At 40.7% G+C, this 17,823-nt stretch carries 17 protein-coding genes, 1 other RNA gene and 1 pseudogene; 8 read left to right on the top strand and 11 right to left on the bottom strand.

The window, feature by feature from the left end:
- Positions 1–11 precede the first annotated feature (11 nt).
- Together CDG62_RS13700 and CDG62_RS13705 are read left to right on the top strand one after the other, a co-directional pair.
- A complete protein-coding gene (locus CDG62_RS13700; protein ID WP_087528927.1) occupies positions 12–944 on the top strand; it encodes an IS5 family transposase in 933 nt (310 codons plus the stop codon).
- Positions 945–1,054: 110 nt separating this feature from the next.
- On the top strand, positions 1,055–1,414 hold the full coding sequence (locus CDG62_RS13705) for a GGDEF domain-containing protein (protein ID WP_265936537.1): 360 nt from the start codon (positions 1,055–1,057) through the stop codon (positions 1,412–1,414).
- A gap of 96 nt (positions 1,415–1,510) precedes the next feature.
- Here CDG62_RS13705 and pepP read toward each other — a convergent pair whose 3' ends face one another.
- Together pepP and CDG62_RS13715 are read right to left on the bottom strand one after the other, a co-directional pair.
- Positions 1,511–2,833, bottom strand: a complete 1,323-nt coding sequence (gene pepP / locus CDG62_RS13710) for a Xaa-Pro aminopeptidase (protein ID WP_087528910.1) — start codon at positions 2,831–2,833, stop codon at positions 1,511–1,513.
- An 80-nt stretch (positions 2,834–2,913) separates the two neighbouring features.
- Positions 2,914–3,546, bottom strand: coding sequence for a UPF0149 family protein (locus tag CDG62_RS13715; protein WP_087528911.1), 633 nt, complete (start codon positions 3,544–3,546; stop codon positions 2,914–2,916).
- A gap of 64 nt (positions 3,547–3,610) precedes the next feature.
- Here CDG62_RS13715 and CDG62_RS13720 point away from each other — a divergent pair, with 64 nt between their 5' ends.
- The 4 genes and pseudogenes from CDG62_RS13720 to CDG62_RS13735 all read left to right on the top strand — a co-directional run bounded on the left by CDG62_RS13720 (position 3,611) and on the right by CDG62_RS13735 (position 5,804).
- Positions 3,611–4,162 carry a hypothetical protein gene (locus CDG62_RS13720; protein WP_087528912.1) on the top strand — a complete coding sequence of 184 codons (552 nt, stop codon included), beginning with the start codon at positions 3,611–3,613 and terminating at the stop codon, positions 4,160–4,162.
- A gap of 2 nt (positions 4,163–4,164) precedes the next feature.
- On the top strand, positions 4,165–4,449 hold the full coding sequence (locus CDG62_RS13725; protein ID WP_087528913.1) for a cell division protein ZapA: 285 nt from the start codon (positions 4,165–4,167) through the stop codon (positions 4,447–4,449).
- Between the two features lie 99 nt (positions 4,450–4,548).
- A non-coding RNA gene (ssrS, locus tag CDG62_RS13730) (6S RNA) lies at positions 4,549–4,731 on the top strand.
- Between the two features lie 126 nt (positions 4,732–4,857).
- A pseudogene (locus tag CDG62_RS13735) lies at positions 4,858–5,804 on the top strand (IS5 family transposase).
- Between the two features lie 275 nt (positions 5,805–6,079).
- Here CDG62_RS13735 and CDG62_RS13740 read toward each other — a convergent pair.
- The 9 genes from CDG62_RS13740 to CDG62_RS13780 form a co-directional block, all read right to left on the bottom strand.
- Entirely contained in the window at positions 6,080–6,694 is a 615-nt protein-coding gene (locus CDG62_RS13740) for a TetR/AcrR family transcriptional regulator (RefSeq protein ID WP_087527261.1), read from the bottom strand.
- A gap of 223 nt (positions 6,695–6,917) precedes the next feature.
- The gene (locus CDG62_RS13745; RefSeq protein ID WP_087527260.1) at positions 6,918–7,928 is read right to left on the bottom strand and encodes an MBL fold metallo-hydrolase; all 1,011 of its coding nucleotides are present in this window, start codon (positions 7,926–7,928) and stop codon (positions 6,918–6,920) included.
- A gap of 80 nt (positions 7,929–8,008) precedes the next feature.
- Positions 8,009–8,857: an SDR family oxidoreductase gene (locus CDG62_RS13750; RefSeq protein ID WP_087527259.1), complete on the bottom strand. Its 849-nt coding sequence runs from the start codon at positions 8,855–8,857 to the stop codon at positions 8,009–8,011.
- Between the two features lie 4 nt (positions 8,858–8,861).
- Positions 8,862–9,890 (bottom strand): 4-hydroxy-2-oxovalerate aldolase, encoded by a 1,029-nt coding sequence (gene dmpG, locus CDG62_RS13755; RefSeq protein ID WP_228254397.1) that lies wholly within the window; start codon positions 9,888–9,890, stop codon positions 8,862–8,864.
- A gap of 2 nt (positions 9,891–9,892) precedes the next feature.
- Complete coding sequence (locus tag CDG62_RS13760) at positions 9,893–10,837, bottom strand: acetaldehyde dehydrogenase (acetylating) (RefSeq protein ID WP_087527257.1); 945 nt, start codon at positions 10,835–10,837, stop codon at positions 9,893–9,895.
- 49 nt (positions 10,838–10,886) lie between these two features.
- On the bottom strand, positions 10,887–11,678 hold the full coding sequence (locus CDG62_RS13765) for a 2-keto-4-pentenoate hydratase (RefSeq protein WP_087527256.1): 792 nt from the start codon (positions 11,676–11,678) through the stop codon (positions 10,887–10,889).
- Positions 11,659–13,500 carry a bifunctional 3-(3-hydroxy-phenyl)propionate/3-hydroxycinnamic acid hydroxylase gene (locus tag CDG62_RS13770; protein ID WP_087527255.1) on the bottom strand — a complete coding sequence of 614 codons (1,842 nt, stop codon included), beginning with the start codon at positions 13,498–13,500 and terminating at the stop codon, positions 11,659–11,661. The genes CDG62_RS13765 and CDG62_RS13770 overlap by 20 nt, the downstream gene beginning before the upstream one ends.
- Before the next feature lie 124 nt (positions 13,501–13,624).
- Complete coding sequence (locus CDG62_RS13775; RefSeq protein ID WP_087527254.1) at positions 13,625–14,623, bottom strand: VOC family protein; 999 nt, start codon at positions 14,621–14,623, stop codon at positions 13,625–13,627.
- 11 nt (positions 14,624–14,634) lie between these two features.
- Positions 14,635–15,504, bottom strand: a complete 870-nt coding sequence (locus tag CDG62_RS13780; RefSeq protein WP_087527253.1) for an alpha/beta fold hydrolase — start codon at positions 15,502–15,504, stop codon at positions 14,635–14,637.
- A gap of 296 nt (positions 15,505–15,800) precedes the next feature.
- On the opposite strand from CDG62_RS13780, the gene CDG62_RS13785 reads away from it, so the two are divergent.
- Entirely contained in the window at positions 15,801–16,619 is an 819-nt protein-coding gene (locus CDG62_RS13785; RefSeq protein ID WP_228254398.1) for a fumarylacetoacetate hydrolase family protein, read from the top strand.
- Positions 16,620–16,631: 12 nt separating this feature from the next.
- The gene (locus tag CDG62_RS13790; protein ID WP_087527251.1) at positions 16,632–17,699 is read left to right on the top strand and encodes an amidohydrolase family protein; all 1,068 of its coding nucleotides are present in this window, start codon (positions 16,632–16,634) and stop codon (positions 17,697–17,699) included.
- The last annotated feature ends 124 nt before the right edge of the window (positions 17,700–17,823 follow it).

Below are 17,823 nucleotides of genomic sequence, written 5' to 3' on the forward strand. Positions count from 1 at the left end.
ATAATTTCCAAATGAAGAAGCCTACACACAAAATCTACCGCACAACCAATTGGCCCGCATATAACCGAGCTCTCATTAATCGTGGGAATATTGCCATTTGGTTCGATCCAAAAACACAATGGTATGCAGAACCTCAAGGCAAACAAGGTCGAAGTCAAACCTACTCCGACATAGCGATTCAATGCTGTTTGATGATCAAATCTCTATTTAGACTTACTTTACGCATGGTCACTGGCTTTGTTCAAAGCTTAATTAAACTTTGTGGATTAGATTGGACAGCACCAGATTACAGTACGCTTTGTAGAAGACAAAAGCATATTGATATTGCAATTAGTTATCAGAAAAACAGTGATGGGCTTCATCTACTCGTAGACTCTACTGGCTTAAAGTTTTTGGGCGAAGGTGAATGGAAACGTAAAAAGCATCAGTCTGAATATCGTCGCCAATGGTGTAAACTTCATATTGGTATAGATGCTAGAACCCTGCAAATACGAGCCGTTCAGCTCACGACCAACAATGTAAGTGATTCACAGGTGCTTGGGGATTTACTCAATCAGATTCCATTGGATGAGCAGATTGACTCCGTATATACCGATGGCGCTTATGACACCAAGCAATGCCGACAGGTCATTGCAGATCGGCAAGCACATGCAGTGATTCCACCTAGAAAAAATGCCAAGCCTTGGAAAGATAAAAAAGTTCATTCGCTAGAGCGAAATGAATTACTTCGCACTGTTAAACGTTTAGGCAGGACACTATGGAAAAAATGGTCGGGCTACCATCAGCGAAGTCTGGTTGAAACCAAGATGCACTGCATCAAATTATTAGGCGATAAACTCAGTGCTAGGAACTTTCAAAGCCAAGTCAACGAGGTACATGCTCGTATAGCCATTTTAAATAGATTTACAGAATTAGGCCGACCTCATACCCAAGTTGTCACTTAAATTTGAGCAACTTAGGAAAGCTCTATCTTTAAGGGCTTTATGCAACAAAGCCCGTCACAATAGAAAAAAAAATAAGTACGAACAATATTTTTTCTATTTTACTTATCGATATAGACTTTTTTAAAAGAGTAAATGATACATATGGTCATGAGCAAGGCGATTTAGTTCTAAAATATGTTGCGGAGATTATGCAAAAAAATTTTAGAAAAAATGATGTGTGCTGCCGTTATGGTGGGGAAGAGTTTATTGTTCTTATATCAAACGTGAGTAAAAATGAGGCCTATCAAAGTGCTGAACGCTTTAGACAAGCCATAGAACAACAATTCATAGAAAACGTAGGACACATTACTGTTTCTATAGGTATAGCTGAGTGGCCAAAAAGTTCTAAAGATATATCAGAGGTCTTCAGGATTGCAGATAAGTATCTTTATGAAGCTAAAAACAGTGGTAGAAACTGTATAAGGTACTAATTTACAGGCTTAATATTTTAAACAAAACCTCAAATACAAAATGTAAATATAAAAAAGCCGATCAAATGATCGGCTTTTTTAAAATTTAAATCACGCTTACTGCCCCATTAAGGCTTCAATATCTTCAACTGATTTCACCACAGCTTTGGTTAAAACCAGTGGACCATTGGCTGTCGCAACGACATCATCTTCAATACGAATACCGATACCACGCCATTTTGCGTCCACGGTTTCATCATCAGGCGCAATGTACAAACCAGGTTCAACTGTCACCACCATACCTGCTTCATAGGCACGCCACACACCTTCTTGTTTATATGAACCCACATCGTGCACGTCCATCCCTAGCCAGTGGCCTGTCCCGTGCATGTAGAACTGACGGAAACTTTCCTTTTGGATAATCTCTTCAATATCACCCTGCATAATGCCCAAATCAAGCAGACCTTGAACTAAGATGCGCACAGCAACATTATGTGGTTCTTTATACGAGTTTCCTATACGCACTGCATCAATTGCAGCAATTTGTGCATCAAGGACTACATTATAAAGTGCTTTTTGCTCAGGGCTGAACTTTCCGTTGACGGGAAAAGTACGGGTAATGTCTGAAGCATAGTATTCATATTCACATGCTGCGTCGATTAAGACCAAATCACCATCTTTTAGCTCTTTATTGTTCTCTACATAGTGCAGAATGCAAGCATTTTCACCACCACCAACAATGCTGTTATACGACGGCACGCAGCCATTTTGACCAAATACATAATTCAGTTCAGCTTCTAGAGCATATTCCATCATGCCTGGCTTAACGGTTTGCATGGCACGAGTATGAGCTTGTGCAGAAATATCAGAAGCTGTTTGCATCAATGCAATTTCTTGTTCTGATTTAAACAAACGCATTTCATCTAAAATGCGGTCTAGCTGAATGACTTGCGCAGGTGCAGCAGTCCCACGACGTGACTCACCGTTAGCAGTCGTGATCCATTTTGCTACACGCGCATCAAATTCAGGTTGTTGCCCAATGCGATAGAATAATTTTTCTTTGCTTAAAAGTTTTTCAATGATTTCTTCATCTAACAAATCTATCGCATAGGCTTCATCAGCTTCATAGTCTTCTACCGCACCATCTACACCTGCACGATAACCATTCCAGATTTCCATCTCACGGTCACGTTCACGGCAGAACAAACTGTAGCTATAACCATCTTCATCGTCTTCGGCAAAAGTTTCAATGACCGCCACGGCTTCAGGCTCAGCAAAACCTGTCAGGTAAAAAAAGCTACTATCTGTACGGTATTTATAATCTGCATCACGATTACGCATCGCCACCGGGCTAGTTGCGATAATGGCAATACTATTCGGACCCATTTGTTCAGCCAAACGGTCACGGCGTTCCTGAAAATCCACTTGCGTTAGTTTCATGTTTGATCTGTCTTTTTTATACCAAAGAATAAAAGTGCCACGCGCACCCTATCTTGTACGCGCAGCAAGTCTTATGCCAATTAGCTTGGGCGATGCGGTGTAAACATTTCTACAACATTGTTCGCTTCTGTTACAGAACGATCGATTTGTTGCTTATTATGAAAGTGTTTAAGCAGAGAACTTTCCTCTACCGCAATCTTTTTGCGACCGACAGATAAGCTCACAGGAATTAAACGAACAAACTCATATAACTCTTGATAGCTCTCCTCACCTTCTTCATCGTCATCAGTTTCTTCAAACTCAACTGCTGCCACATCTTGTAAATGTTCGATCAGTTCCATTTCATCTGGACGAATATGACCTGACGCCAAACCAAAGCCTAACACTACGCCTGCGCACCAATCCGCCAAAGCTTGTACACGCTCTGCGAGTGTATGAGTGTCATCGGGAAGTAATGGTAAATAGTCCAATTCGTCTTCAGAAAGTGCATGTGCGACATCCTCAGCTTCATCGGCTAACAAAGCTAAAGCTTCTTCGCTTAACTCTGGAATCTCTAAAGTCGCTAAGATATGTTGCCACTCTTCACGGCTAGGCGCCTGAGTTACACAAATGATACCTGTGAGTAAACCATGTAACTCACTTGGGCTAGAAATCTCTTCAATTTTAGAAAAATTTGGCTGCCATTCTGACCAACCTGAAATATCGTCTTGCATTCGTTTATCCAATCTCTATACTTCTTATATATTACCTTTGTTTGCAGTACTGTGCGACCACGATATGTTAGAAGAATTACAGCGTCTACAGGCGCATATTGGCGTTTTAAAAACGCGACTTGCTCATTTTGAAAGTGAAAATAGCACTTTAAATGCAGCCAAACGGGATGCTGAAGAACAGCACCGTTCTCAAGTTGTGCAAAAAAATGGCTTAATTACCCAGAAACAAGAACAAATTGATGATTTAACTGAGCAATTAAGCAACGCTCAGACCCAATATCAACACTTGAATACTGATGCGACTGCCTTGGCCGATCGTTATAGCCGTTTGGAAAAAAGTTGTACGGATTTAAAAAATCGCTTTCAGGAAATCTTGGCTGAACGTAATGAATTACGTGCAATTAAAGAAAAAATGAACAATGATCAGCGTCAAGCTCAGCAAGAAATCCAAGCACTTCAGAAAGAACGTGAAAGATTGTTACAAAAAAATGAACATGCCAAAGCTAAAGTCGAAGCCATCATCCAACGTTTAGCTATTTTAGGTACAGAGCAAGACCATCACGCGCAAGAAATTCAGCAACTTGCCCATCCGACAGAAGCTGGTGAGGAAGTTTAATCATGAGTGAACAAATTACTGTTGAATTACGTGTCTTAGGTCATAGTTTTCGTTTAGTCACAACAGAAAAAGAGAAAGCTGACCTTGAACGTGCAGCGTTACTTTTAAATGATAAATATGATGAATTTCGTCGTAAAGCACCACGTGTAGAACCTAGTAAAATCATCATTATGGTGGCGCTTGAGTTAATGCAAGAAGTTCTGTCTATGAATAAAACGCTACAAGAATATGCACATGCAGAACGATTACTGGCAAATATCATCGATGACGTTGCGGAACTTGTTTAAACTCGACTTAATTGAATAAAGTATCAACACTTACCCTAGTTGTTTACAGTTCGTAGCGGTGTATGAGTTGCGATAAGCGTGAGATTCGTTATACTTAAGGCAACTCTGAGGTGTTCGCCAGCGGGTCTATTCCCCTGCCGATACTTAAACTTATGGATGTGTTCTGTATATTTAGAGTGTATGCCCACTTTCATGTGGGAAACCCAGCAAGTATACGTCGCGTCCACCTTGAACTCATCGGGTTCAGGGTAACGACACATGCAGCGGCATCATCGGAGTGCTTTATTTTCATAAATAACAATAACTCACAGTAAAACACACTTCTCAACCTGTTTATTCAAATTCACATAAATCGGCTTTGTTGCACAAAGCTATTCTTAAAGGCTTCTTCATCAATATAATTTCCAAATGAAGAAGCCTGCATCTAAAATTTATCGCACAACGAATTGGTCCTCTTATAACCAAGCTCTAATCAAGCGAGGAAATATTTCAATTTGGTTTGATCCTCAGACTCAATGGTATGCTCAGCCACAAGCTAAGCATGGAAGAAATCAAACTTATTCTGATACAGCAATTCAGTGCTGTTTGATGATCAAATCTATCTTTCGACTTTCTTTGCGTATGGTCACAGGCTTTGTACAAAGCCTAATTCAACTCAGTGGGTTAAGTTGGACAGCACCGAATATCAGTGATATTCGTATTCCACACTTTGCCGACGACAAAAGCAGATTGATATTGCGATCAGCTATCAAAAAAGTCATGAAGGATTACATCTATTGATAGACTCAACTGGCCTTAAGTTTTTAGGCGAAGGAGAATGGAAACGCAAGAAACATCAGCCTGAATATCGTCGGCAATGGCGTAAACTGCATATTGGTATAGATGCTAAAACCTTGCAAATACGAGCTGTACAGCTCACAACAAATCATGTCAGTGATTCACAAGTCTTGGATGTTCTGCTGAATCAAATCCCATCTGATGAACGTATTGATTCTGTCTATACGGATGGAGCATATGACACGAAATTGTGCAGACAAGTGATTTCAGATCGTCATGCACATGCCATAATTCCTCCAAGAAAAAATGCAAGGCCATGGAAAGATAAGAAATTGGGATCTTTAGAGAGAAATGAATTATTGAAAACAGTCAAACGTCTAGGAAGAACGCTTTGGAAAAAGTGGTCTGGTTATCATCGGCGTAGTTTGGTCGAAACCAAGATGCATTGCATCAAATTACTGGGCGATAGACTACATTCAAGAAACTTTCAAAGCCAAGTGAATGAGATCCATGCACGTATAGCCGTGTTAAATAAATTTACAGAATTAGGCCGACCTCATACCCAAGTTGTCACTTAAATATGAGCAACTTAGGAAAGCTCTATCTTTAAAATCTTTATGCAACAAAGCCGTATGCAACATAAGAAAGTTACCTTTGTTTGATTAAGATTTCGACACCTTTATCAAAACGGGTAACTTTCTCTTTTGCAAGAAGAATGTACGATCAAGTCTGAACTAATACAATTAAGTAAACTATAGTTGCTTGATGAACCTTTAAAAATTCGATTACATAATACTCGTGCTACATGAATATTTAAAATCCAAATCATCCACAGCAAACTAACAAGCTTTCATCACAATTCTTTTAAAGCTGGTAAATCTGATCGCGCGATTTGATACGCTTCTTTAGCATCCATCCCTAGAGAAATCAAAAGTAATTCTGCAACATCCGACCCACTATCACGCCAAGTTTTATAACCTTCGAGCACCAAAAAAATTGAGCTTAAAACACTGCCAGCAATCACAGCTAACACAGACATCAATTGTTCTTGTCTAAATTGATATCGACCATTTTCAAGACCATGAATCACATCAGGTAAGGGGGAATCACTTCCTGTCCATAAGCCCATCATTGATTTTGCACTAAAGGCGAATTTACAAATAAAACGTCCCCAGTCAGGCTCATCATGTGCACGTCTAAGATACATACGTATACCTTGAGCAAGCCGAACTGCATAATCTTCTTCATTTTTAAGGGTTTCAATCACTCTGGCGTTCATTTCTGTTGCCAGTAATGTCGCAATATCTTCAAAAAGTGTCTCTGGGTTTAAACCATTATTATAAATTGTACCCCGTGCCACTCCTGCCGCATCGGCAAGCTCACTCACACTAATATTGGTAGAGCCTCTTTCAGCAAAAAGCTTAAGTGCTGCTTTATGAAGTCTTTGTTGAGATGAAGATAATCGCACATCGTTCCCTTTTTTGAACAACTTATTCAGTTTTGAACAATAATACTTATTTTTAAACTATTTTTCTAATTTTATTCAACCGATATTCAACTGCTGTCACGTTTTCATCTATTGCAATAAAGTCAAACAGAATCAAGTTATCTCACAATATTGAATTATTTTCTCAGATCAGAATCAGTTCAACCGATCCTGATCAATATAAACTATCCGTCTTTTCTATTTATTAGGGTAAAGTAATTTCAGTGCCATCTTCTGCGAGTGTAATTTCACCATCATAATAGTCACTCATCCCATGCTTAAATAAAATACGGCTAATGAAGTTTTTTGGATCGGGGGTTAAGTGTGTAAGTACCAAATGTTTGACATGATGTTCTTGTGCTACTTTTGCTAAATCAATCGTATCTGCATGATATTCAATCACATGTGTCATCAAATTAGCATCCTTATCCCGCCCCATTTCTTTTGCAACCTTTGCCGCATCAGTGATTAAATGGCTATTTATGGCTTCATGAACAACAAGATCAGTATTTTCCAAAGCTTTAAAGTATCGTGGGCTAATTTTAGTATCACCACTGATAAAAACTTTTTTCCCTGCATAGCTGAGCAAGTAGCCGACGGCAGGTTCTACGGGTTCATGTGCAACTTTATAAGCATCAATCGTTACTCCGCCCTCATCATAGACACGGATCGCTTCTTCGGAAGCTGGAATAGAAAACGGCTGAGCGACACCAAATGCAACTTCTGGAGCGCTCACAAAATGTGTATTTCGATAATATGCATCCTGTGCATACACTTGAGCAAATCCATGCATGACTTCATCAACTTTACCTGGTGCATGCACACGTACAGGTTTATCACGTCCCCAAACCCAGCTATGATTTATCAAGGCACCTAGACCATTAAAGTGGTCAGAATGCCAATGCGTAATAAAAATATCTTGTATAGCAGATAGCGGAATATAGCTATGTTCTAAATTTCGCATCGCATTTTCACCTGCATCAAATAAAAATAATCGGCCACCTGCCGAAACCAGTGTACATGCCTGTCCTCGTGTTCCATATTTCTGAGGTGTACCTGTTCCACAAAGAATGACTCGAATACCATTATTTTTATCCAATAAAGTGTAATCCGTCTTATCCGCAAGTTCTTTACGAATAAATTGTTCTTTCACTTGTTGGCAACTACTCAATAATGTTGCCAATGTTATAACTGCTAAAATCTTAAAATTACGCATAAACGCACTCTTCTTTTATTTTGATCGTCATCAATGACTTAAAGCTAGAACTCATCCACTGAAATGCTTATCGAGTCACATTAATATTTCACCCATTCTGAGCTTTTTTCCCATAGTAAGCGTGCCAGCTGGATATCTTGAGCAGTCAGGGATGATGCAGTGACTTTACAATTGTCATAATACATACCCGTTTCACCCGATAATTGAGGTTGGGTTGCACAATATAGTGTGGCCTGTGCACCCTCTTCTGGGCTTATCATCCAGCGGGAAAGCACTTTCACCATAGGTTTAGGAAGGCTCCGCCAAACATTGGTTGATACCACTCCAGGATGCACAGCATAAGCAGTCACGCCTGTACCGTATAAACGGCGTCCTAACTCTTTCACAAAAAGCACGTTCGCAAGTTTGGCAACGGCATACTCCTTAAGCGCTCCCACACTTTCTGTTGGCCGAATGACGGCATCAAAATCAATACCTTTTGCATGACGATGCGCTTTACTTGATACAACCACGACACGTGCAGGCTTGGATTCTATTAACTTTTCTGTCAATAACTGTGTCAGTAGAAAGTGGCCTACATGACAGACCCCGAAAGTCAGTTCAAACCCTGATTTCGTCATGCCTTTGTGTCCAGCCAACCCCGCATTACAGATTAATAAATTCAGCGGTAACTTCTTTGCTAAAAACTGTGCAGCGCAAGCGCGAATAGAGTCCAGACTTGCTAAATCTAAAGGGATAAACTCTGCTTTTGCTTGTCCTCGACTCTGTTGATCAATTGCATTAATCACTTGTTGTGCTTTGTCTGCATCACGACAGGCTAAAAACACATGATAACCTTGTAACGCCAGCTCCCTTGCTGTGACTGCTCCAATCCCTGAGTTTGCACCTGTCACCAGCGCTACTTTGCCATTTAATTTAATTTGGGTCATGCTGTTATCCTGCCTGTTGCTGTTTTAATAGGTCTAAAGCAACATCAACAATCATGTCCTCTTGACCACCGACCATACGACGACGCCCCAACTCGACTAAAATATCAACGGTACTCAACCCATAACGTTGTGCGGCAATTTCTGCATGTCTCAAGAAACTCGAATATACGCCTGCATAGCCCAGAGCCAAAGTTTCACGATCGACACGAACTGGACGATCTTGCAATGGGCGAACCAATTCATCGGCAGCATTCATGAGCGTAAACAGGTCAGTTCCATGATTCCAACCGAGACGCTCAGCCGCTGCGATAAACACTTCTAATGGCGCATTGCCTGCGCCAGCACCCATACCTGCAAGACTTGCATCAATACGGTCGCAGCCCTCTTCAACAGCGGCAATTGAGTTTGCTACACCTAAACTTAAATTGTGATGAGCATGAATCCCAGTTTGCGTTTCAGGTTTTAATACAGCTTTCATGGCACGGAATCGATCACGGATATCCTGCATGGTCATCGCACCACCAGAATCAACGACATAGATACATTCAGCACCATAAGATTCCATTAATTTGCCTTGTTCCGCTAAAGCTTGCGGTGTGGTCAAGTGACTCATCATTAAAAAACCCACCGTATCCATACCCAATTCACGAGCATATTCAATGTGCTGTTTGGAAATATCCGCTTCGGTACAATGCGTCGCGACACGAACCACACGAGCACCTGCGTTATAAGCAGCTTTTAAATCATGAATCGTCCCTATACCAGGCAAAATCAGTGTCGCAATTTGAGAATGCGTCAATACATCGGCAGCAGCCTCAATCCATTCTAAATCTGTATGTGCAGCAAAACCATAGTTAAAACTTGAGCCTTGTAAGCCATCGCCATGGGCGATTTCAATGCTATCTACTTTTGCGTTGTCTAAAGCTTTGGCAATCTCTTGCACATTTTGAATAGAATATTGATGGCGAACGGCATGACTCCCATCACGTAAAGTCACATCGGAAATATATATTTTTTTATCTTGAACATTCATACTCATACTCCTACTGAGTCTTGAAGCGCTTGTGCAATTTTCTCACCTGTCGCCAAAGCTGCCGAAGTCATAATGTCCAAATTGCCTGCATAGGCGGGTAAATAATGTGCTGCACCTTCAACCTCTAGAAACACACTGGTTTTTAGTCCTGAAAATTTCCCTAATCCTGCAATATTTAATGGAGCAGATTCAGGAATAACCTCGAACTGGACATTTTGTTTTAAGCGATAACCCGCAACATATTGCTGAACTTGGGCAACCATCTGCTCAATCGATTGTTCAACTGCAGCCTGATCCGCAACTTCTGACAACACATAAACCGTATCACGCATCAACAGGGGCGGTTCGGCTGGGTTTAATACAATAATTGCCTTGCCTTTTGCTGCACCACCAACTGTTTCCAGTGCTTTTGATGTAGTTTCGGTAAATTCATCAATATTTGCGCGTGTACCCGGACCAGCTGATTTACTCGATATAGAAGCAATTATTTCTGCATAATGAACCTGAATCACTTGAGAAACTGCGGCTACAATAGGAATTGTTGCCTGACCACCACAGGTCACCATATTGACGTTGAGTGCCTCAATATTTTTATCCAAATTCACTACAGGCACGCAATATGGTCCTATCGCGGCTGGCGTCAGATCAATTAAACGAATATTTGGCTTATATGCACGAAGCAAAGCTTCATTTTTGACATGTGCACCTGCCGAAGTCGCATCAAAAACGATATCGATCTCTTGAAATTCAGGAAGCTCTATAAGCCCCTGAACGCCTTGTGCTGTAATTGCTACGCCCATACGATTTGCACGAGCCAAACCATCAGACTCTGGGTCGATACCCACCATTGCTGCAATTTCAATATATTGACCATATTTCAACAGTTTGATCATCAAATCACTGCCGATGTTGCCACTTCCTATAATGGCAGCCTTAATTTTGTTCATGGCAATTTCTCTTTTAAATGTGTTAAATGCTTATAATTCGTTAAATAGGCTATTGCATAGAACAGGAGAATGAGCCCAACCCACCAATATCCACATGAAGGACATCACCAGCCTGTACATTCACCATTGGCCCTAAGGCTCCAGATAGAATGATTTCACCCGCTTTTAAAGAAATGCTACGTTCAACCATCGTTTTGGCAAGCCACCAAGCCGCACGGAGTGGATGTCCAAGACATGCTGCACCAGAACCTAGGGAGACGACTTCACCATTTTTCTCCATACGCATCGCCAGTTTAGAAAGGTCAAATCTGTCAATCGCAATCGGTTGCTGACCTAGTACAAATAATCCGCATGAAGCATTATCAGCAACGGTATCTTCTAAACTTATTTTCCAATCATGAATTGCACTATCAACAATTTCTAACGCTGGTAAGGCATAGGCAACTTTGGCCAGGAATTCCCCCCATGTGGGAATTACATCCGAAATATCAGCTTGAAGTACAAATGCAATTTCTGCCTCTGCTTTGGGTTGAATTAATTGACTTACTTTGACTGGTTCCCCTTCCAAAACCATCATATCTTCAAACAAAATGCCAAAGTCAGGTTGATCTACGCCGAGTTGTTGCTGTACAGCTTTAGAGGTTAAACCCACTTTTTTTCCGACAATTCGCGCACCTTGAGCCAACTTAAAATCAGTATTTATCTGTGCGACGGCATAGGCTTCATCTAGACCCTGAATATCATGGGTTACAGATACCTTATCGATGCCCTTACGCTGTTGCCGTGCTTCACGTAATGCTGTCGCTGCAGCAAAAAAACGATCATTTTGTTGTCGTGTCATAGTCTGCTCCTTCGCTAGATTGCTTAGCAGAAGTTATATGTGTATTCGCCTCATTATTTTGAACAACACGCGGTTGACTACGGACGATCCCTTTTGCATTTACGAGATCAAGTTGCAATTTTAATTGTTGAATAGCACCATCGAGTTCAGTATTTGCAGTTACAGCAAAGTTAAATTTATCTGGTCTCAGTAATGCAACAGGCTGCTCTAAGTGACAAGCTTTCTTAAACCAATCCACCATGTGCCCATCAATATCTTCAACTTCGACCAAGTCTGAATTAAAGTCACGTATGACATCGCCTTGCGGACGACTTGCATAGGAATAAAGCGTAATAAATTTACACCCCAAATTTTCAAGGATCTGTTTGCTACTTTGTGATAAATAAACAGATGGATCGCACGCTAAACCGATTAACGCATAGTCTTCACCTGTAAGCTGATCAAGCAAGATTCTTTTGCCAGCTATAGTTCGTACCATGGGTTGTGGAGATAAACAGCCTTCAGGGCTTAAGCGATGTTTACGCTCCAAGCCCAAATAATGCCCTTTGGTATAAACAGGTTTTGGTTTAAAACCACCTTCTTGTGCCCAGTCCTTTAATTTCGGTGTAGATAGAATACTTTTTATCGTAATATCACGAATCGCACTTCCGACAGGACTGGTCATAGATACCAAATCTTTTAATAGCACCGAACCCTTAATCATTGATTTTGCATGATCACGGCGTTCAGATTCATAACTATCTAAAACCTTTTCCCCGGCTTTACCTTCAAGTACTGCTCTCAGTTTCCAACCTAAATTAGCAGCATCTCGTACACCTGAACTTGCCCCTTGCCCCATAAATTGAGGTGTCATATGCGCTGCATCACCTGCCAATAGCACACGGCGATCACGCCATTGATTCGCGACTAAAGCATTGAATGTATAGACCAATTTACGTTTTACTTCGAACTGGTCAGGGTCAACATATTTTGAAAGAAGCATACGAACCGTATCATCTTGCTCCATATATTCTTTGGTCTGCCCTTTTTTCAACATAAACTCAAAGCGATGAAATCCATCAGGCTGCACACAACTGACAACAGGAAGCTCAGGATCAACCACAAAGTTAAAATAAGGGAGATGACGCAAGCCTTTATTCAAATCTTTTTGCTTCAGATCAACCACAAGCCATGGCTCTGGGAAATTTTTACCCGTCATTTCAATGCCGAGTTTTGCACGTACCGTACTGCGCCCACCATCTGCACCAACAAGATAACGGGCTTGAATAGTTTGAATATCCACATCGCTCTGAGCCGAAGCTTTAGCATCTGTTTCATCACTAAAACGATACACTTGCGTTGCTTGGTGAGTGACTGACACCCCCTCTTGATCTTGTTCAAAATTAATCAATTCTCGACCACGAATAATTTTGACATTAGGGTATTTGGTTAAGCCATTAGTGAGTGACGTTTCCAGATAGGGCTGGTAAAAGAAATTAACAACTGGCCAACCAAATGGGCGCTTCAACGGCTTATATAGCGCGATAACAGTACCATCAGGACGAGTCAGCTGTACTGGGGTTTCCAGCAACATATCTTTTTGTAGTTCTTCTGCCATATCGATGGATTGGAAAATTCGCATACATTCGTCATCGGTATAAACAGCACGCGCATTTCCATAGAACACTGGCTCACGTTCCAGTACCACGACTTGATGCCCACGTTTTCCCAATACATGTGCAAGTACCAGTCCTGTTGGACCCAGTCCTGCAATCACTACATCTGCTTGATTTGGCAAGGGTTGATTTTGCTGTTTTATTGACTGCGATTTAGCTGCTTTCATCTTCACTTATCCTTTTTTAAGGGTGCAAAACCCTAAGTAACCTTTCGATTACTTTTTAAAACTTGGCGTTGAATGGCTTTAATTGAATGACTGTAAATGATTGATTTAGTGGTAATACATTTAGCTAATCAATCGGTGAATATTCATCATGTCGTAGCTTTTTAATGCTTTGACTGATTTGACCGAATTCATGGACGAATTTATGCATCTTTGTCGGAGGTTTAGGATGATGCCCCCATACGCTAATCGATGTATGTTTGACAGGTTGCCACGTTCCTTCATCAATCTTAATCGGTGCCCAACCCAATTCAATTTCAAAACCCGATGGACTTGCCACATAGAAAGACACTTCACGGTCATTGGTGTGTTGCCCAACTTCCCACGCCACGGGAAAACCATGATCTTTACAACGTTGATATGCCATCGTCACATCTTCCAAGTCTAAAACTTGTAAATTCATGTGTTGAATTGCCGTGCGAATTGGATCGAGATGCACACCACGTGTTTCAGCAACCGCTATCGAATGATGACGTTCATTTAATCTTAAAAAAGTAACATCCAAGGTCACCCCATTGATCTTTTGTTCAATGGTATCTGTTAGTCGTGCATCAAAGAATTCTTGCCAAAAACGGATCATCTTTTCAGGTTTTCTAGAGGTGATTGCGACATGTCCCATGCCACTATCAGCAGTGTAAAAACCACTTGCTAACATATTGAGTGGTTGATCGACTCGCACCTCTTCAATGAAAAGTTCGACTTGAATTTCTTTAGGACCTTTTAAAGCCCAAAAAGATTTCACACCTCTATTACCAGCATCCTCAACAGATCCTTGAGTGTATTGAATACCTCGAAAATCAAAACGTCCCAATATTTGATCTAAAACCTGCTGATTTTCCACTTGAAAACCAATGTGTGTAACATCTTCAGCATCGCCACGTTGTACGATAAAACGCTTTTGATAATCATCAATGCGGAAACTCAGTTGCTGTTCAGTATATTCTGCCAAATGCAAACCAAGGCACTTCTGCATAAAACTGATCCACTCATCAAATTTCTGCGATTGTGCAATCACATAACCGAGTTTGATCTGTCCAAAAATATTTTCATATTGAAATGTCGACATTTTTCACCTCATCATGCAGGCGTATGTTGTTGCATAAAGCTTGTGGTGATTGCATTAAAGTGCTCAGCACGTTCCCACTGTACCCAATGCCCTGTTTGTGCAAATAAATACACATCACAATTCTTCATGGTTTTTTGTAATGTTTCCGCACCACTTGGACGATTGACTTTGTCGTCCGCTCCCCAAACGACTAAGGTTGGGGTATTACAGCGTTTTAAACGTGGATCTCGGCTAAAATCCATACGAATAGCAGCTTTTAGACTATTGGGACGTTGTAATGGTGGTGAAGCGATGACTTCTGGATCAATGCTAGCTTGATAACGTAACTCTATGAGCTCTTCAGAAACCTGACTGCCATCATAAACCAAGTATTCACGAATAAAAGTACGTAACTTTTCACGCGTAGGCCCACCATCGGCGTAATAACTTAAAAGCTGGTTAATCCCTTTTGTAGGTAAACCACGTGTTGTATTTACTCCGCCCGGTCCCATAAGGACTAAACTCTGAACACGCTCAGGACGGTCTAGCGCCATGCGCAAACCACAGGCCCCACCATATGAATTACCCACCGCATGTACTTTAGGTATCTCTAATTTGTCGAGTAGGCCTAACATCACATCAGCAAGATCACCAAACGGATCACTTCGTTTTACCCCCTTACTAGATTGACCATAACCTTGCATGTCTGGAACCAATACACGGAAGTGTTTTGCTAATGCTTCTATATTTCTGGAATAGTTTGAAAGCCCAGTTGCACCAGCACCGCCACCATGTAATAACAATACAGGAAAGCCTTCACCTATTTCACTTAAGAAAATCTTGCGATTATCAAATTCAACAAAAGTACTTTTTAAGCCTTTAATCTCAATTTTCTGACCCATTTCTAGCTCTATTATATGTACAACTTAAAACCATATTGAACAATGATGTTCAATTTTGCAATAATTATTTTTAATATTTCTTATATTTTCCAATTGAACTATTTGGTATGTTTTTGTACAGTAGTGTTCAATATATTGAAAGTTGAAGATGAGATATGGCAATCCACATCCTTCGCTTCACCAGAAATGATCAGATTTTTTGGGGAGTTATAGAAAAAAGTAAAGTTTACCCTTTATCGCTTACATCAGAATACATAACTACCAAAGCGCTAATATCACTTGGTATTCAAGAATTATTGAAAGCAAAAAGTAAAACAGCCCAGTTCTCAATAGATGAAGTGGAAGTGCTCAGTCCAATCACTTCTGATGCCAAAATTATTTGCCAAGGCGCAAATTATCGTCAGCATATGATCGATTCAGGCATGAACCCTGATGATAAAAAATTCAACATGTTCTTTACCAAATCTAGTGCTTCAATTCATAGCCCAACTGGCGTCATTCAAAAGCCAAAGCATGTACAACTATTGGATTATGAAATTGAACTGTGTTTGATCTTAAAAAAAGCAATTCATGAAACAGTAAACGTTACGCAAAACAATTTGTATGAATATGTTGCAGGGATCTGTATGGGTAACGATATTTCAGCCCGTGATATTCAAATCCCACAAACACAGTTTTTTAAAGGTAAAAGTTACCGAACTTTCTGTCCATTAGGACCTGTGCTGTGTCTGCTTGAAGCAGAGGAAATGCATTATTTAGACGATCTCAAACTAACACTGAAAGTAAACCAACAGGTTCGACAGCAAGATTCCACAGCGAATATGGTGTTCAAACCCACCGAAACGCTCACAGAAATGTCTGAAATTGTTAATTTCGAAGCGGGCGATGTGATTATGACTGGCACACCTTCTGGCTGTGCACTTTCATTACCTGCGCCATGGCTCGTTAAAGCAACGGGGCTCCTACCTGAACAAAAGAAATGGCAGCTATTTATTCAAATGCAAAAAAACAATGGACGTTACTTAAATCATGGTGACACCCTTGAACTCATGATTCAAAGCTCAGATGGAAAAGTCCATCTTGGTCAACAATCCCACCACATCCAAGATTTATAGAAAGAGTAAGTTATGCAAAATTTTAATATTGATGTACATCATCATCTTATTCCACCCGCTTTTTTGAAGGTGATGGAAAAATATAACATCACTGAAGTTGCAGGTGCCCCTTTACCGCCATGGAATGCCGAACGTTCTTTAGAAGCCATGGACTTAATTGGAACTCAGACTGCCATCACCTCTCTATCTGCCCCGGGGGTTTATTTTGGAGATTTGCAAGAAGCCTGTGATTTAGCGCGTGCCTGTAATGAGTTTTCTGCTGAAATTAAGCAAAAGCATACTGGACGCTTCGGTTCATTCGCGGTTCTACCAATGCCTTTTACAGCTGAATCATGTCGTGAGGCTGAATATGCTTTAGATATTTTGAAAGCTGAAGGTATTGTTCTATTAGGCAGCACGCAAGGCATTTTCTTAGGCGATGACTCCTTAGATGAACTGATGCAAGTGTTAAACCAACGCCATGCTACTGTCTTCGTTCACCCGAACATGCATCAAACCAGCGAAGAATTACAGCTCAACACACCCGGTTTTATTCTTGAGTTTTTATGTGATACCACACGTGCAGCAGTCAATTTGATTACGACAGGTGTCATTGAAAAATATCCAAATATCAACTGGATATTAGCACATGCAGGAGGTTTCTTACCTTATGTTGCATGGCGAGTATCTCTGTGCAATCTGATGCCTGAACTTACTGAAAAAACCCCTCAAGGATTTTTACATTATATTCAGCGTTTTTATTTCGATACTGCACTCTCGTCTTCCCCATATGCAATGGCAGCATTAAAACAGCTCGTCGATCCATCTCATATTTTATTTGGTAGCGACTTTCCATTTGCCCCGAAACAGCTCTCTATTTTGCAAAAGCAAAATCTTGATGAGCTCACTGTATTTACAGATGAAGAAAGGCAAAACCTGCTTCGCGCCAACTCCTTGGCACTCTTTCCACATTTACGCATAGATGAAGATCAAAGCATCCCTGAACTACAACAGTATTCGACCGTTTCGATGGGGACACAATTTAAGCGCAGTATGACGAAACCTTTACTTTATATGGCTGAAAGAATGCGCAAACGCTAAAACCCAGAATGTATGGAGATATATCGCGAAAGGAAAAAAGCATAAACAAAAAGATTATCGATGTAACTCGATGAATAGGAAATAAAAAACTCAAACAAATCCAGAGTAAGGAATACTCTGACAA

The organism is Acinetobacter sp. WCHA55 (genome assembly GCF_002165305.2).
Lineage (GTDB): Bacteria > Pseudomonadota > Gammaproteobacteria > Pseudomonadales > Moraxellaceae > Acinetobacter.

What these genes read in the sequence shown, in the direction of transcription:
- CDG62_RS13715 (WP_087528911.1), bottom strand. Translation starts at nt 3,546, where the DNA reads ATGCAAGACGATATTTCAGGTTGGTCAGAATGGCAGCCAAATTTTTCT.
- CDG62_RS13720 (WP_087528912.1), top strand. Translation starts at nt 3,611, where the DNA reads ATGTTAGAAGAATTACAGCGTCTACAGGCGCATATTGGCGTTTTAAAA.
- CDG62_RS13770 (WP_087527255.1), bottom strand. Translation starts at nt 13,500, where the DNA reads ATGAAAGCAGCTAAATCGCAGTCAATAAAACAGCAAAATCAACCCTTG.
- CDG62_RS13775 (WP_087527254.1), bottom strand. Translation starts at nt 14,623, where the DNA reads ATGTCGACATTTCAATATGAAAATATTTTTGGACAGATCAAACTCGGT.
- CDG62_RS13765 (WP_087527256.1), bottom strand. Translation starts at nt 11,678, where the DNA reads ATGACACGACAACAAAATGATCGTTTTTTTGCTGCAGCGACAGCATTA.
- pepP (WP_087528910.1), bottom strand. Translation starts at nt 2,833, where the DNA reads ATGAAACTAACGCAAGTGGATTTTCAGGAACGCCGTGACCGTTTGGCT.
- dmpG (WP_228254397.1), bottom strand. Translation starts at nt 9,890, where the DNA reads ATGAATGTTCAAGATAAAAAAATATATATTTCCGATGTGACTTTACGT.
- CDG62_RS13700 (WP_087528927.1), top strand. Translation starts at nt 12, where the DNA reads ATGAAGAAGCCTACACACAAAATCTACCGCACAACCAATTGGCCCGCA.
- CDG62_RS13760 (WP_087527257.1), bottom strand. Translation starts at nt 10,837, where the DNA reads ATGAACAAAATTAAGGCTGCCATTATAGGAAGTGGCAACATCGGCAGT.
- CDG62_RS13750 (WP_087527259.1), bottom strand. Translation starts at nt 8,857, where the DNA reads ATGACCCAAATTAAATTAAATGGCAAAGTAGCGCTGGTGACAGGTGCA.
- CDG62_RS13725 (WP_087528913.1), top strand. Translation starts at nt 4,165, where the DNA reads ATGAGTGAACAAATTACTGTTGAATTACGTGTCTTAGGTCATAGTTTT.
- CDG62_RS13780 (WP_087527253.1), bottom strand. Translation starts at nt 15,504, where the DNA reads ATGGGTCAGAAAATTGAGATTAAAGGCTTAAAAAGTACTTTTGTTGAA.
- CDG62_RS13790 (WP_087527251.1), top strand. Translation starts at nt 16,632, where the DNA reads ATGCAAAATTTTAATATTGATGTACATCATCATCTTATTCCACCCGCT.
- CDG62_RS13745 (WP_087527260.1), bottom strand. Translation starts at nt 7,928, where the DNA reads ATGCGTAATTTTAAGATTTTAGCAGTTATAACATTGGCAACATTATTG.